This is a genomic window from Hafnia paralvei, assembly GCF_020150375.1.
Taxonomy (GTDB): Bacteria; Pseudomonadota; Gammaproteobacteria; order Enterobacterales; family Enterobacteriaceae; genus Hafnia; species Hafnia paralvei.
Map to the genome: position 1 here is coordinate 581,260 of NZ_CP083737.1, position 13,599 is coordinate 594,858.

Here is a 13,599-nt window from a genome sequence, read left to right on the forward strand (position 1 = left end):
CAAGTCTTTCAATTGTATCCTGTATGACGCGGAAATGACCAGTAAGCACGCGGGAATTCATCAGTAGTTCATAACTTAGAACCAGAAGTGATTGTTTCTGCTCAGCCTCCGGCTCATTATTTGTCACTTAATCGCAAAACTCGGGAGGATAAAAGAATGATTGAGATGTTTGATGAAGTGGTCGATGGGCTTCCTGTTTTGCATGCCGCGCCGGCGGGTAAGCAGGGGAAGCCTTTACCAACTCTCTTTTTCTATCATGGTTTTACCTCTTCTAAAGAAGTGTATTCCTATTTTGGTTATGCATTTGCGAAGGCGGGTTTTCGCGTTATTTTGCCTGAGGCCAATTTGCACGGTTCGCGTTTTAACGGCGACGAGGCATACCGTATGGCTCATTTCTGGAACATTCTTAGATCAAACATAGATGAACTGCCTGCCATTTATCAGCATTATCAGCGGCAGGGTTTAATCTTGGACGATCGGGTTGGCGTGTGCGGTGCATCCTTGGGAGGAATGACGACGCTGGGAGCAAAGGTGCGCTATCCGTGGATTCAGGCCGCAGCATCATTTATGGGCTCGGGTTATTTCGAATCCTTGTCACAAACGCTCTTCCCGCCGTTTGACGTAAAAACCGTTGAAGATCGCCAACGACTTAGCGCTGAGCTGGGCTTTTTAGCCGAATATGACGTTAGTCACCAGTTGGAAAAATTGGCAGATAAGCCATTACTTATTTGGCATGGTTTGGCTGATGATTTGGTGCCAGCCGAGGAGAGTCGGCGTTTAATTCGCGATCTGGCGGAACACCGTTTGCTGGAACATATTCGCTTTGAAACGGAAGCCTCCATTGGGCATAAAATTACGGTTTCTGCCTTAGATGTGGGCGTGCAGTTTTTCTCTCGCCATCTATAAGTATAAGGTGAAAAAAAGCCCCGTATGATGGGTGTCATAAGGGGCAACGTAGCGATGTTTTCGTTGTTATTATTGGCAGGGTTGTCACAATTTTTGCTGGGTTTTTCTCTGGTGTGGCACGCGTCGTTTGTTCTAATAGAAACCTATTTTAGCGGAACAGAGCTGCGCTGACGTGCATCTGACCGTTGCTTTCAGGCTCATGCATTACAATCACTTGATAATATTTTGCGCCTTGAGCGACAGCTTCCTGCTGTAGTTGCGGTAGCGCTTCCTGCACGTTTTGTACGTCATGGTTTACGCTGACAACTGCGTATTGATTGGCAATCAGCGAGTTTGCCTGACGGCCTGTAATCTCAGTTGCTGCGAGTGCGTTGGTGGCGGCAAACAGGGTTAATGTCGTCACGAGGGCGATGATAGATTTCATCGGATTCTCCTCAATCTTATTGATATACGTTGAATAACTTTTCGTAAAGCACGTGTGATGTGAACAGCATTATCCGTTGCCGATATAACTAGTTTAGTCCTCATTTATTCAATTGATAGCTACATTTTTTGCTCTATAAATTCAAAAAAACTGAATGTCTTTAACCATAAATGCGGGATACCTGATCCAGCTCACTCGAGCTATAAATCTAGACCTGACTTATTCTCGACAATAATTTCACCAATTGCCTTGAGTTTCCTACCCCACGCAAGTATGATTACGCGTCATTTTTCAGCCGCACACAAACACGTTCCTTGCCTCCATGGGCCGCGGCTGACCCTATCAGGAGGCTGAATAATCCGTAAGGAGCAATTCGATGCGTCATTACGAAATCGTTTTTATGGTCCATCCTGACCAGAGCGAACAGGTTCCGGGCATGATCGAGCGTTACAGTGCAACCATCACTAACGCTGCTGGTCAGATTCACCGTCTGGAAGACTGGGGCCGCCGTCAGCTGGCTTACCCGATCAACAAACTGCACAAAGCCCACTACGTTCTGCTGAACGTTGAAGCTCCGCAGGAAGCGATCGATGAGCTGGAAACTAACTTCCGCTTCAACGACGCCGTTATCCGTAGCATGGTTATGCGTACTAAACACGCGGTAACCGAAGCTTCACCAATGGTTAAAGCGAAAGACGAACGTCGTGGCGATCGCCGCGAAGACTTCGCTAACGAAACCGCTGATGATGCTGATGCTGGGGATTCTGAAGAGTAATTGCTGCAATGACCTCAAATCGTCTGGTTTTGACTGGCACAGTGTGCAAAGTTCCCATTCGAAAGGTCAGTCCCTCTGGGATCCCGCACTGTCAGTTTGTGCTTGAGCACAGGTCGATACAGCAGGAAGCCGGATTTAGCCGACAAGCATGGTGCAGAATGCCTGTGATTGTTAGCGGACAAGCATTTCAAGCAACTACCCACAGATTAACGGTCGGCAGTATGCTAACGGTTCAAGGTTTCATTAGTAGCCATCAAGGCCGCAATGGTTTGACCAAGTTAGTGTTACATGCCGAGCAGATTGAATTGATAGATTCTGGAGACTAGCCATATGGCACGTTATTTCCGTCGTCGCAAGTTCTGCCGTTTCACCGCGGAAGGCGTTCAAGAGATTGACTATAAAGATATCGCTACGCTGAAAAACTACATCACCGAAAGCGGTAAGATTGTACCAAGCCGTATCACCGGTACCCGTGCGAAGTACCAGCGTCAGCTGGCTCGTGCTATCAAGCGCGCACGTTACCTTTCTCTGCTGCCATATACTGATCGTCATCAGTAATCGGCTGCTGTCCATTAACGACTTTAAGAGGATAAGGTAATGCAAGTTATTCTGCTTGATAAAGTAGCAAACCTGGGTAGCCTGGGTGATCAGGTTAACGTTAAAGCAGGTTACGCACGTAACTTCTTGGTTCCACAGGGCAAAGCTGTTCCTGCAACTAAGAAAAACATCGAGTTCTTCGAAGCACGCCGTGCTGAACTGGAAGCCAAACTGGCTGACGTTCTGGCAGCTGCTGAAGCTCGTGCTGCTAAGATCAACGAACTGGGTGCTGTAACCATCGCTTCTAAAGCGGGTGACGAAGGCAAACTGTTTGGTTCAATCGGTACTCGTGACATCGCTGATGCAATTACTGCAGCCGGTGTTCAGGTAGCGAAAAGCGAAGTTCGCCTGCCGAATGGCGTTCTGCGTACTGTTGGTGATCACGAAGTTCACTTCCAAGTACACAGCGACGTATTCGCACAGCTGAATGTCGTTGTAGTTGCAGAGTAATAGCTGAAAAGCTGTTAACGATGTAACTCGTCAAAGCGCCGGCCTTGTGCCGGCGTTTTGCATTCTATTCTGGTTATCCCCAAATAGAAAAACGGCGTAGACTATGATGAGTTCTGTTCAGGAGGATCTCATGTCAGCCGTTATCCATGTAGCTCGCGTTTATGATGCCCACCCCCCATATCCCGCCAATACATTTCTGACCGATCGCCTATGGCCCCGTGGTATTTCCAAGGCTCGTCTTGAGGGCGTTGAGTGGCTTAAAACCGTTGCACCCAGCAGCGATCTTCGCCATGCGTTTCACGAACAACGGGTGTCTTGGGATGAGTTTGGTGTTTTATATCGCGCTGAGCTTGACGCTAATGATGCCAGAGATGCTTTGCTCGCCATTTTAAAACGTGGCGAACCACTCACGCTGCTGTACGGTAGTCGAGATGAGCAGCACAATCAGGCCATTGTGCTGCGTGAATATCTGTTGGAAAGAGTGAAATCTTAGCGAATACGGCGGAAGCTGCCATCAGCCTCGCGACGGAACTCAATTTGCTCGTTGCTAATGGTTTTAATTTTTAACGCAATCACTTGTCCTTGCGCATTATGCTGAATCTCAACGTCCTGTCCCGCTTTTAAATTGCTCAGTGGTTTATCGTTGCCTTCAACCTGTGCCATCGCAAAGACATCATTGACATTCAATTGGTTGTCGCGGAAAAGCTGAGCCAAGGTTTGCCCTGCTTGAATATGATACTCCTGCCAGCCATTTTGCTCGGCTTGGCTCGTATTCTCTACTCGCGGCGGTGGAGGAGCGTCATTGTTATCCATACCCGCTTGCATAGGGACTTCGTTTTCCTGCTGTGGTTCAGGTGAATAACGTAAGTCTTGGGGATCTGAATAAGGCCAGAGAAGTGACAGCAGAAGTACCACTGTGGCGACAATCACCCAGCGGCGGTGGAAAGGGGGTAAAGGCTCCATCCAATCGAAACGGTCAGGCATATGCCACAGGTTATAGAGATGCTGTGTAACGACTTTCAGCTTATCTGACAGTTTGGAAGACATAGGACGCTCCGTTTCCTGATCCTGCGGCTCCAGTAGTGCTGGGGAGTTCCGCTGACGTAGGTTGAGCCATGTACGCAACATGGGTTGATAAACCCTCGTACTTCTTCTTCTTCTTCTGGGCGTGATTCTGCCCATGATGACCTCTCTTGATGGTGCCTTAGTCGTTAGCGTAGAGAAAATCGACGCGAAATGACAGGTTAATACTCTGAAAATGAATATATACAGAACGGGTGTAATAACCTGCATTTATCTTATCAAGTAAATGAACTGTTATTGTTTCTTTTTACTCGACAAAAGTCATCCTTCTGGATGCAAGATTTTACCCTAGGCTCAAGCGCTGCTATGCTTCGCCTTCTACATTTTAAAGATTAAAGGAAACACCATGTCGACCCCTTCTTTTGACAGTATAGAAGCGCAAGCAAGTTATGGGATTGGTCTGCAAGTCGGCCAGCAGCTGAATGAGTCTGGTCTGGAAGGTTTACAGCCTGAAGCCCTGTTGGCAGGCCTGCGTGATGCGATGGAGGGGAATGCTCCGGCGGTTCCTGTTGAAGCCGTTCATCGTGCGCTGCGTGAGATCCACGAGCGTGCTGATGCGGTACGTCGTGAACAGCAGAAAGGTTTAGCGGAAGCGGGTCAGAAATTCTTGGAAGAGAATGCCAAGAATGATGATGTCACCGTTACTGAATCTGGCCTGCAGTTCAAAGTGCTAGAAAAAGGCGAAGGTACTATTCCGGCTCGTCAGGATCAGGTGCGTGTTCACTATACGGGGCGTTTAGTTGACGGTACCGTATTTGATAGTTCTGTTGAACGTGGCCAGCCTGCTGAGTTCCCAGTTAATGGCGTGATCCCTGGCTGGATTGAAGCACTGACCATGATGCCAGTCGGTTCAAAATGGCAGCTGTATATCCCGCATAACTTAGCTTATGGGGAACGCGGCGCAGGTGCAGCAATCCCGCCATACAGCGCATTGGTATTTGACGTTGAATTGCTGGAAATCCTGTAAGTCAGGCGATTAAGCAGCGTTGAATAAGACGAAAGCCGGCATTTGCCTAAGGCTGATTGTTTAAGAGATTGAGATATTCGGGGCTAGCACACCGTGGGGCGGTTATGGAACACATTCATGTGTTCCCCCCTAAGGGGCAACGCTAAAGCGTTGTTCAACTTTGCTCCCTGCAAAGTTGTCGGCAGCTAAAGCTGCTACGACCCCATCGGTGTACTTCCCCTAAAATCGTGCTTAAGTAACCAGTATTAGGTATTTTCCGGCTTTTTGCTTTTTTTAAACGGTAGGGCAATGGTTTCATTCGCCACGCAGCGCGCGTGGGAATAGCAGGTTATTCTCGAGGCTGATGTGTTCCATCAGATCGCTAATGAATTCATTAATGCCTGCATACAGTGCCTGCCAGGTATTGCATGCACCTTCAGGTGGAACGACGTTGTTTGTCAGGAATTTGATCACTTCTAACTGTTCTCCAGCCTCATCATGCTCGCTTTCCATTACCGAAATGGGGCCACCGGCTTGAGCCCCCATATCCTGTTCAATCAGTGGGAATAAAATACGTTCTTCCTTCATCATATGCTGGCTGAGATCTTGGTAGATAAGGTTCAGCTGTTTAGCTAAGCCTTTTGGGCAGGCAGGTTTTTCAGCGTGCACTCGTTCAACCTTTTCGGCCATAAGAATCAGTTCAGGCAGTTGTTCGCGGTGGCGATCGTGATAGCGCTTAACGATAAATGGCGTAATTTCTGCTAGCGGTGTATTCCGCCAGTCGTGCGCGGTTTCATTATTTAGTTCATTTTTTAGGTTTTCCAGCGCAGCCTCGAGTTCATCGACATTGAGGTTTTTCTTGGTCGCCACACGTAGCAGCGTTTGTTTGCCACCGCAGCAAAAGTCCATGTCATGCTGGCGGAACAGAAGGGTGGCGCGTGGAATGGTAATTGCTAATTCGCCCAGTGATAAATCGCGTAGTGCCATGATGAACTTCCTCTGAGTACCTAAAATTTATAAAATGCATTTTAAATGCACTTTATAAAATAAGCCATAACTCTTTGGGGGTTGTTCTGGGTTTTGCAATACTGATACAAACTTTAGGTGAGGAGTTTAGATGTTTACCCACTGGCTAACATTGTGGAATTTGCAGGTCGATGGCGAGCTGATTAAGACACATAACGCTCAACTCTTGCCGGTATTATGTGATGGCGCACCTCTGATGTTGAAACTGGCAGGGGTAGAAGAGGAGCGCCGCGGTGCTGAACTGATGCAGTGGTGGGACGGAGACGGCGCGGCTCAAGTGGTGGCGCGGCAGGATGACGCTTTGCTGATGGAGCGTGCATGTGGTACGCAAAACCTGATGAGCATGGTTAATAATGGCCAAGACGATGAGGCAAGCGAAATTATTTGCCGCGTGATATCTCGTTTGCATCGTGCTCGAACATACCAAGCGCCGCCATTGGAAACGTTATCCCAGCGTTTCGGCGCATTGCGCATTGCCGTGCTACAAAGCCACGATCCGCTGTTGTCTCTCTGTGGAGTAATGGCTGAGCAGCTACTTTCAGACCCCCTTGAGGAAGTGGTGCTGCACGGTGATATTCATCATGGCAATATTTTGAATTTCGAAGCGCGTGGCTGGTTGGCAATCGATCCCAAAGGTTTATACGGTGAACGCGGCTATGACTATGCCAACTTATTTTGCAATCCAGAGCTATCAATCGCGACGAAGCGGCCACGATTTTTACGCCGATTAGAGGTGGTGACCCAAACGGCAAAAATCGAAAAACAGCGATTGTTGATGTGGATTATGGCTCATGCCGGTTTGTCTGCCGCGTGGTTCTTAGAAGACGATGATTTGGATTTATTTGCCGGCAGAATGGCTATTGCTAAGCTAGCGGCAGATGAAATGGGTTGCTAAAAGCCCCCACTAGAGTGTAGTGGGGGCTGAGGTTATTTCTGTAGGTTAATCTGATAAAGCGCAAAGCCTAAGTTATCTTGCCCTTTGTTTGTCAGCGGATACTGAGCATTTTCAGTGATAAATTTGCTGGCTTTTTCACTTGGCGAAGTTTCAAAGCGGATGTCTAACGGCGTTTGGCTGCGAATTTTCGCCAACCGCCAGTTGTTGTCGACCTGTGGTGTTACCGCACCATGTTTTTTAGTTTCTGCGCGAATGTAATCAGCCAGCACCGCACGGTTTTCATCGGGTGACGCGAATGCAATATGCTGGTCACCGGTGCCTGCAAATTTCCCGCCGTAGGCGCGATAGTTGTTGGTTGCGATTAGGAACTGGGCGTTAGGAACAATAGGTTTGCCATTGAACGTAAGGCCTTTGATGCGCTCTGATTTTGGATTAATTAAGGTACATTCGCCGTCATAGCGAGCAGGTTGGCTGACATCCACCTGATAATTCACACCATCGATAATGTCGAAGTTATAGGTGCGGAAACCATCCCAGTTGATGAGCTCCTGCGGCTTATTACTGTTGACGTCGATTTGGTTGTATTGCCCAGCAGAGCACTCTAGCCACTCTTTCACATCGGCACCGCTGGCTTTTACCACCACCAGCGTATTTGGATATAAGTATAGATCGGCGGCATTACGGAAGGTCAGTTGGCCTTTTTCAACTTCAACATAGCTAGCTGGATCGTTTTTACGGCCACCGACTTTAAAGGGTGCAGCGGCCGATAGCACAGGAATATCGGCTAAATCGGGATCGCCCTGAATATAGTGTTCCACATAGGCGCGTTGGGCATTATTGACGATTTGCACCGTAGGATCGTCTTGAATCAGCGCCAGATAGCTATACATATTGCCGTTGGATTTGCCGATAGGTTGGCTGACAAAATCACGAGTGCCCTTGTGATCTTCTTTTAGTACTTTAATTAAAGAGGCATCCTCGGCGGCTAACGATTTTTTATTCGCCAGATCGTAAATCGGGCGTGCCTGTGCTTTGGCATCTTCAACGGTCCATTTGCCTTGATCGTTGTTGATGACCAGATCGACCAAACCTAAATGATCTCCCCACTGCCCAGGCATCACAGCCGGAATACCGTTAAGTGTCCCTTTATCAAGATTGACGCCTTTGATATCAGCAAAATCTTTGCTTGGGAACACGGCATGGGAGTGGCCAAACATGATGGCATTGATGTCAGGTATCTGACTTAAATAGTAAACCGAGTTTTCTGCCATAACTTGATAGGGCAGACTGGATAAGCCTGAATGGGGAATAGCGACAATCAGGTTAGCGCCTTCTTTTTTCATCTTTGGCACATACTTGCGAGCGGTTTCTGTGATGTCATTCACCTTCACTTTGCCAGCCAGATTAGCTTTATCCCATGTCATGATCTGCGGTGGTACAAAACCAATGTAGCCGATGCGTAGCGTATGCATTTTCCCATCGCGGTCTTTTACCTGCTTTTCTGCGATTAGATAAGGTTTCCAGATTGGCTCACCGGTTTTTGCATCAACCACGTTGGCATTGATATAAGGGAATTTTGCGCCAGCTTGAGCTTTCTTCAAATAATCCAATCCATAGTTAAACTCGTGGTTACCGATGTTTCCTACCGTGTAATCCAGCGTGTTCATGGCTTTATAAACTGGATGCACTTCTCCCTTTTCTAATCCCTTTGACGCCATATAGTCACCCAAAGGACTCCCTTGAATCAGGTCACCGTTATCAACCAAAACACTGTTGGTGGCTTCATGGCGAGCGTCGTTGATAAGGCTTGCGGTGCGCACTAGGCCGAACTTTTCAGTTGGCTGATCTTTGTAATAATCGAAATCCATCATATTGCTGTGCAAATCGCTGGTTTCGAGGATACGTAAATCAACGGTGGCAGCCTGTACCGAGCCGGCAATGAGTAACGCTACCAGCGAGTAAGAGAAGGGACGAGCGGACATGGTAATCTCCATGAGTGTATTTATGACAAGCATCGCAACTAAACGTGTAATTTCGATGAAGGTATTCCCAGAACTGTGAACTCTGCCAGATAAAGAAAGGGGTGTCCGTGGGGGAGTTCACAGATGAGGGCGCGGTTATTGGGGGATGAGATTTTGTACGTGAGTATATAGGTAGCGTAAGTGAAAGATGGCTATTCACCGCAAAAAAAACTAGTCTTCTAGAAGAAGCCGTTGTTTAAAGAGGTAAATATGTTAGAGCAAATTTCCCGACTGGCGCGTGAGGCCGGAGAGGCAATAATGGCGGTCTATCAAGACGATAAACCTCTTAATGTTGAGCATAAATCTGATGATTCACCGGTCACGGCAGCTGACCTTGCTGCACACAGAGTGATCCGCGATGGGCTGTTGCAGCTAACGCCAGATATCCCTTTGTTGTCTGAAGAAGATCCTCCGTCGTGGGACATTCGTCAGCATTGGCAGCGTTATTGGCTGGTTGATCCTTTAGATGGTACCAAAGAGTTCATTAACCGAAACGGTGAGTTCACCGTGAATATTGCGTTGATTGAAAACGGTATTCCGGTGATGGGCGTGGTGTATGCTCCGGTCAATGACGTGTTGTATAGCGCAGAGCACGATAAAGCATGGAAAGAAGAGAAGGGCGTTCGTGAGCAAATTCATGTGAGCAATGCTATACCCCCGCTGGTGGTGGTGAGTCGCTCGCATGCGGATGATGAGCTAAGAGACTATTTAGCGCAGCTGGGCGATCATCAAACGGTTGCTGTTGGCTCATCACTTAAATTCTGTTTGGTTGCAGAAGGTAAGGCTCAGCTTTATCCACGATTTGGACCCACTAACGTCTGGGATACCGCTGCTGGGCATGCTGTCGCGCGGGCTGCAGGCGCGAAAATTCATGACTGGCAGGGTAAGACGCTGGATTATACCCCGGCAGAATCCTTCCTGAACCCGGGGTTCCGTGTTTCTATATTTTAGTTTTTTAAGAACCTAACAGTTGATGCAGCAGGGCTATGACCTGCTGCACTTCCTGCGGTGTTAATGCGCCATCTTTCGCAAATTTCACGTTTCCTTGTTTATCTAACACCACGATAGCGGAGCCTTTCGGCTGTAGATCCCATGCCTTTTTAGCGGCACCAGTGTCATCAACGATAAACTGTGACCAAGGGAATTCTTTCTTACTACTTTCTATGCTGCTACGAACAAACGGCCCAGTGCCGATGATGGCGTCGTCGGTATTCACAATGGTGGTCGTTTGGTATTTATCATGCGGCAAACCCGCTTTTTTGATGGCTTCAATCAGTGGGTCATTCATGTCTTTGGCAGACGTACGACCGGCAATATGCTGGATAACGCGAACCTTTCCACCAAGCTGAGCTGAATTCCAGTTTTTGTAGCTAAACTCGTTGTTTTGATAATTGAGTTCGCCACGGTCACTGATACCCACTGGTGCGACGCGCTGATTCTGCTGAAAGTTGTGCGCGGATACTGACATGGATAACAGTAGCAGAGGAAGAAGATAGTGTTTTTGTAGTTTCATGCAGGCTCTCTAAATAAACAGTCAGAGTGATCGTGTCAAAAGCATAGATTGTGATCGGAGGTCTGTCCTGTTTTGATGTGTTAGTGAAAGTTTTATTCTGTAAGGCCAAAACCCCATTTTTTGCGTGATTATTTCATGCTGAGTATGACTTTTTGCATACCATTCTGTCAGCTGAGGTAAATATAGTGAAAAATAGCGCTTAATGGGAACCCAAAGTTGTGAATAGGGTCTATATTTATAGTCCATTACGCGGATAGGGTGAGTGCAGCCGTTTTGGCTGAGTGAATTTTTATACCCTGCCGCATGTCATTACCGGGAGGTAAACACAACAATGAAAATCTTCCAACGCTACAATCCGCTTCTTGTTGCCAAGTATGTGAAAACCCTGTTTCGTGGACGGTTATACATCAAGGATGTCGGTGCTTTCGAGTTTGATATGGGGAAGGTTCTTCCTCCGAAAGTGCGAGACAAACGCCATCTCAGTGCGATGTCTGAGATTAATCGTCAGGTAACGCGACTGCAGGCCGAAATGGCATAGGCAGATTGGGAAGAGCTCCCAGCAGTGTTAGTCCAGAGTAAAAATGATAACGGCCCTTACGGGCCGTTTGTGTTTATGTTGTATCGCGGATTTAAGCGGTCAGCGAAGCACTGTGGTTACTAGGGATTAGCTTCTTTGGCTTTCTCTAGATCGCCTGCGGCATCAGGAATAATAGGCGCAGGGCGTTCGGTCAAACGTGTAACCAGCAATTGGTCGATCTTATAGCTATCAATATCAACCACTTCGAACTTATAGCCAGCGTATTTAACGTAGTCAGTACGTTTTGGAATTTTGCGCAGCATGTACATCATGAAACCACCGATGGTTTCATAATTGCTGTTTTGCGGGAATTCTTCGATGTCCAGTACGCGCATGACGTCGTCAATTGGCGTAACACCTTCAACGAGCCAAGAGTTTTCATCACGGGCAATAATCTGTTCTTCTTGGCCTTGGCCAACCAGATCGCCCATCAGCGTGGTCATGACGTCGTTCAGCGTGATGATACCGACCACCAGCGCGTATTCGTTGAGGATAATAGCGAAGTCTTCACCGGCGGTTTTAAAGCTTTCCAGCCCTTCAGATAGGGTCAACGTATCTGGGATGATAAGCACGTTGCGGATTTGCACACCGCTGCTCAGTACCAGACTCTGGTTACCCAGTACTCGGTTAAGCAGGTCTTTCGAGTCAACGTAGCCAACCACATGATCGATTGCGCCATCACAGACCAAGAACTTGGAGTGAGGATGGGTAGAAACTTTCTCTTTAATGCTCTCTTCACTTTCGCTGAGGTCGAAGTAAATGATGCTTTCACGCGGCGTCATAGAAGAAGGAACCGTGCGCGATTCCAACTCAAATACGTTTTCGATGATTTCGTGTTCCTGCTTACGCAGTACGCCCGCAAGCGCACCAGCCTCAACGACGGCATAGATATCGTCGGAGGTAATGTCGTCTTTGCGCACCATCGGCAGTTTAAACAAGCGGAAGATCATATTGGCAAGGCCGTTAAAGAACCACACCAAAGGTCTAAATATCAATAGGCAGAAGCGCATCGGGTTGACGATCCGAACGGCGACCGTTTCAGGGGCGATCATACCGATGCGTTTCGGTGTTAGGTCGGCAAATAAGATAAAGCAACTGGTGACCAACACGAATGAACAAACAAAGCTGACCTGTTCCGAAATTTCTGGCGACATAAAGCGGTCAAACAGAATGCGGAAAGTGGGAGAGAATGCAGCGTCACCGACGATACCACCAAGGATAGCAACGGCGTTTAGCCCGATTTGAACTACGGTGAAGAAGTAACCTGGCTGTTCTTGTAATGCAATGACACGAGATGCGTTGATATCACCTTCGTCAGCCATTGTTTTCAGTTTCATCTTGCGAGAGGCGGCCAGTGAAATTTCCGAGATGGAAAAAAAGGCGCTTATCGCGATTAATATCAGGATCAGTAAAATACTGTTTAACATAATTTATCCGCTTCGACCGGTGTTGGTTCCGGGGAATAGAGAAGGGCAGTGATTAATAGAAATTTAACAAAATACGACATAGTCTTTGCGTACTACATCGCGCACTAACTACTAGTAATAGGGCCACATTTCTGTGACCCACGTCTAGTATAGCAGCAGCCATGAGAAACCAGCTAGCGATTAAAAGGTGCTCACTTCGTCATAAACCATTGCTATTAGCCAATTTTAATGGCGAAACGAGCGACCTTCAATCCTAAAGCTGAGGTGGCAAGCAGACGCCAATGCCACCCAAACCGCAGTAGCCATGCGGGTTTTTATACAAATATTGCTGGTGTTCATCCTCAGCATAGTAGAACGGTTTGGCGGCACTGATTTCTGTCGTAATTTCACGAGAATCGTTGGCTTCACGCATCGCTTTCTGGAAGCGCGCTTCGCTGGTTAACGCTTCAGCTTGTTGTTGAGGCGTTAACACAAAGATCGCAGAACGATATTGGCTACCAATATCATTTCCTTGGCGATCCCCTTGCGCCGGATCGTGGTTCTCCCAGAAGAGCTCAAGCAGTTTTGCGTAGCTAATGATTTTTGGGTCGAAAACGATGCGAACGGCTTCAGCGTGTCCGGTTTGGCCTGAGCAGATTTCACGGTATGTTGGATTAGGGGTAAAACCACCGCTATAGCCTGCAGCGGTGCTATAAACCCCCTGTTGTTGCCAAAATAGGCGTTCTACGCCCCAGAAGCATCCCATCGCGAAAATGGCTGTTTCCATACCTTCCGGTACTTCTGTCATCGAATGACCATTGACTGCATGTGTTTTTGCGATGGGCATTGGCGTGTTTCGGCCAGGTAATGCCTGTTCAGCAGTCAGAGTTTGAGTGTGGTGAATTGTGTTTGCCACAGGTGGCTCCTGTCTTAGATTTATACATCACGTTGTGGTTATATCTATAGCTTTAGTGATTGCA

17 protein-coding genes are annotated in these 13,599 nt (G+C 47.7%); 10 read left to right on the forward strand and 7 right to left on the reverse strand.

Annotated elements, in window-relative coordinates:
* The first annotated feature begins 156 nt into the window (after positions 1-156).
* Entirely contained in the window at positions 157-906 is a 750-nt protein-coding gene (gene yjfP / locus K9N75_RS02630) for an esterase (RefSeq protein WP_039187853.1), read from the forward strand.
* Between the two features lie 148 nt (positions 907-1,054).
* Here yjfP and K9N75_RS02635 read toward each other — a convergent pair whose 3' ends face one another.
* Positions 1,055-1,330: a YdgH/BhsA/McbA family protein gene (locus K9N75_RS02635; protein ID WP_004093640.1), complete on the reverse strand. Its 276-nt coding sequence runs from the start codon at positions 1,328-1,330 to the stop codon at positions 1,055-1,057.
* A gap of 376 nt (positions 1,331-1,706) precedes the next feature.
* Here K9N75_RS02635 and rpsF point away from each other — a divergent pair, with 376 nt between their 5' ends.
* The 5 genes from rpsF to K9N75_RS02660 all read left to right on the forward strand — a co-directional run bounded on the left by rpsF (position 1,707) and on the right by K9N75_RS02660 (position 3,645).
* Positions 1,707-2,105 carry a 30S ribosomal protein S6 gene (rpsF, locus tag K9N75_RS02640; protein WP_004093642.1) on the forward strand — a complete coding sequence of 133 codons (399 nt, stop codon included), beginning with the start codon at positions 1,707-1,709 and terminating at the stop codon, positions 2,103-2,105.
* Between the two features lie 8 nt (positions 2,106-2,113).
* Entirely contained in the window at positions 2,114-2,431 is a 318-nt protein-coding gene (gene priB, locus K9N75_RS02645) for a primosomal replication protein N (RefSeq protein ID WP_008814855.1), read from the forward strand.
* A 4-nt stretch (positions 2,432-2,435) separates the two neighbouring features.
* Complete coding sequence (gene rpsR / locus K9N75_RS02650; RefSeq protein WP_000135199.1) at positions 2,436-2,663, forward strand: 30S ribosomal protein S18; 228 nt, start codon at positions 2,436-2,438, stop codon at positions 2,661-2,663.
* 39 nt (positions 2,664-2,702) lie between these two features.
* Positions 2,703-3,152 (forward strand): 50S ribosomal protein L9, encoded by a 450-nt coding sequence (gene rplI, locus K9N75_RS02655; protein WP_004093647.1) that lies wholly within the window; start codon positions 2,703-2,705, stop codon positions 3,150-3,152.
* Between the two features lie 130 nt (positions 3,153-3,282).
* A complete protein-coding gene (locus tag K9N75_RS02660) occupies positions 3,283-3,645 on the forward strand; it encodes a DUF488 domain-containing protein (protein ID WP_008814856.1) in 363 nt (120 codons plus the stop codon).
* Here the strand turns inward: K9N75_RS02660 and K9N75_RS02665 are convergent.
* Positions 3,642-4,334, reverse strand: a complete 693-nt coding sequence (locus tag K9N75_RS02665) for an OapA family protein (RefSeq protein ID WP_224452201.1) — start codon at positions 4,332-4,334, stop codon at positions 3,642-3,644. The genes K9N75_RS02660 and K9N75_RS02665 overlap by 4 nt on opposite strands.
* Before the next feature lie 247 nt (positions 4,335-4,581).
* On the opposite strand from K9N75_RS02665, the gene bamJ reads away from it, so the two are divergent.
* On the forward strand, positions 4,582-5,202 hold the full coding sequence (gene bamJ, locus K9N75_RS02670; protein ID WP_004093653.1) for a BamJ family beta-barrel-assembly machinery protein: 621 nt from the start codon (positions 4,582-4,584) through the stop codon (positions 5,200-5,202).
* A 294-nt stretch (positions 5,203-5,496) separates the two neighbouring features.
* Here the strand turns inward: bamJ and ytfE are convergent, their stop codons facing one another.
* On the reverse strand, positions 5,497-6,168 hold the full coding sequence (gene ytfE, locus K9N75_RS02675; RefSeq protein ID WP_224452202.1) for an iron-sulfur cluster repair protein YtfE: 672 nt from the start codon (positions 6,166-6,168) through the stop codon (positions 5,497-5,499).
* A 130-nt stretch (positions 6,169-6,298) separates the two neighbouring features.
* Between ytfE and K9N75_RS02680 the strand changes: the two genes are divergently transcribed.
* Positions 6,299-7,102: an aminoglycoside phosphotransferase family protein gene (locus K9N75_RS02680; protein ID WP_224452203.1), complete on the forward strand. Its 804-nt coding sequence runs from the start codon at positions 6,299-6,301 to the stop codon at positions 7,100-7,102.
* Positions 7,103-7,134: 32 nt separating this feature from the next.
* Here the strand turns inward: K9N75_RS02680 and K9N75_RS02685 are convergent, their stop codons facing one another.
* Positions 7,135-9,096, reverse strand: coding sequence for a bifunctional 2',3'-cyclic-nucleotide 2'-phosphodiesterase/3'-nucleotidase (locus K9N75_RS02685; RefSeq protein WP_375374040.1), 1,962 nt, complete (start codon positions 9,094-9,096; stop codon positions 7,135-7,137).
* A gap of 237 nt (positions 9,097-9,333) precedes the next feature.
* Here K9N75_RS02685 and cysQ point away from each other — a divergent pair, with 237 nt between their 5' ends.
* Positions 9,334-10,074, forward strand: a complete 741-nt coding sequence (cysQ, locus tag K9N75_RS02690) for a 3'(2'),5'-bisphosphate nucleotidase CysQ (protein ID WP_114445299.1) — start codon at positions 9,334-9,336, stop codon at positions 10,072-10,074.
* Between the two features lie 4 nt (positions 10,075-10,078).
* Here the strand turns inward: cysQ and K9N75_RS02695 are convergent, their stop codons facing one another.
* Positions 10,079-10,636, reverse strand: a complete 558-nt coding sequence (locus K9N75_RS02695) for a YtfJ family protein (protein ID WP_008814862.1) — start codon at positions 10,634-10,636, stop codon at positions 10,079-10,081.
* Between the two features lie 331 nt (positions 10,637-10,967).
* Here K9N75_RS02695 and K9N75_RS02700 point away from each other — a divergent pair, with 331 nt between their 5' ends.
* Complete coding sequence (locus tag K9N75_RS02700) at positions 10,968-11,174, forward strand: stringent response modulator YtfK (protein ID WP_004093669.1); 207 nt, start codon at positions 10,968-10,970, stop codon at positions 11,172-11,174.
* A gap of 119 nt (positions 11,175-11,293) precedes the next feature.
* Here the strand turns inward: K9N75_RS02700 and paeA are convergent, their stop codons facing one another.
* Positions 11,294-12,640 (reverse strand): polyamine export protein PaeA, encoded by a 1,347-nt coding sequence (gene paeA, locus K9N75_RS02705; protein WP_004093671.1) that lies wholly within the window; start codon positions 12,638-12,640, stop codon positions 11,294-11,296.
* 253 nt (positions 12,641-12,893) lie between these two features.
* Positions 12,894-13,523 carry a peptide-methionine (S)-S-oxide reductase MsrA gene (gene msrA / locus K9N75_RS02710; RefSeq protein WP_224452584.1) on the reverse strand — a complete coding sequence of 210 codons (630 nt, stop codon included), beginning with the start codon at positions 13,521-13,523 and terminating at the stop codon, positions 12,894-12,896.
* Between the last annotated feature and the right edge of the window lie 76 nt (positions 13,524-13,599).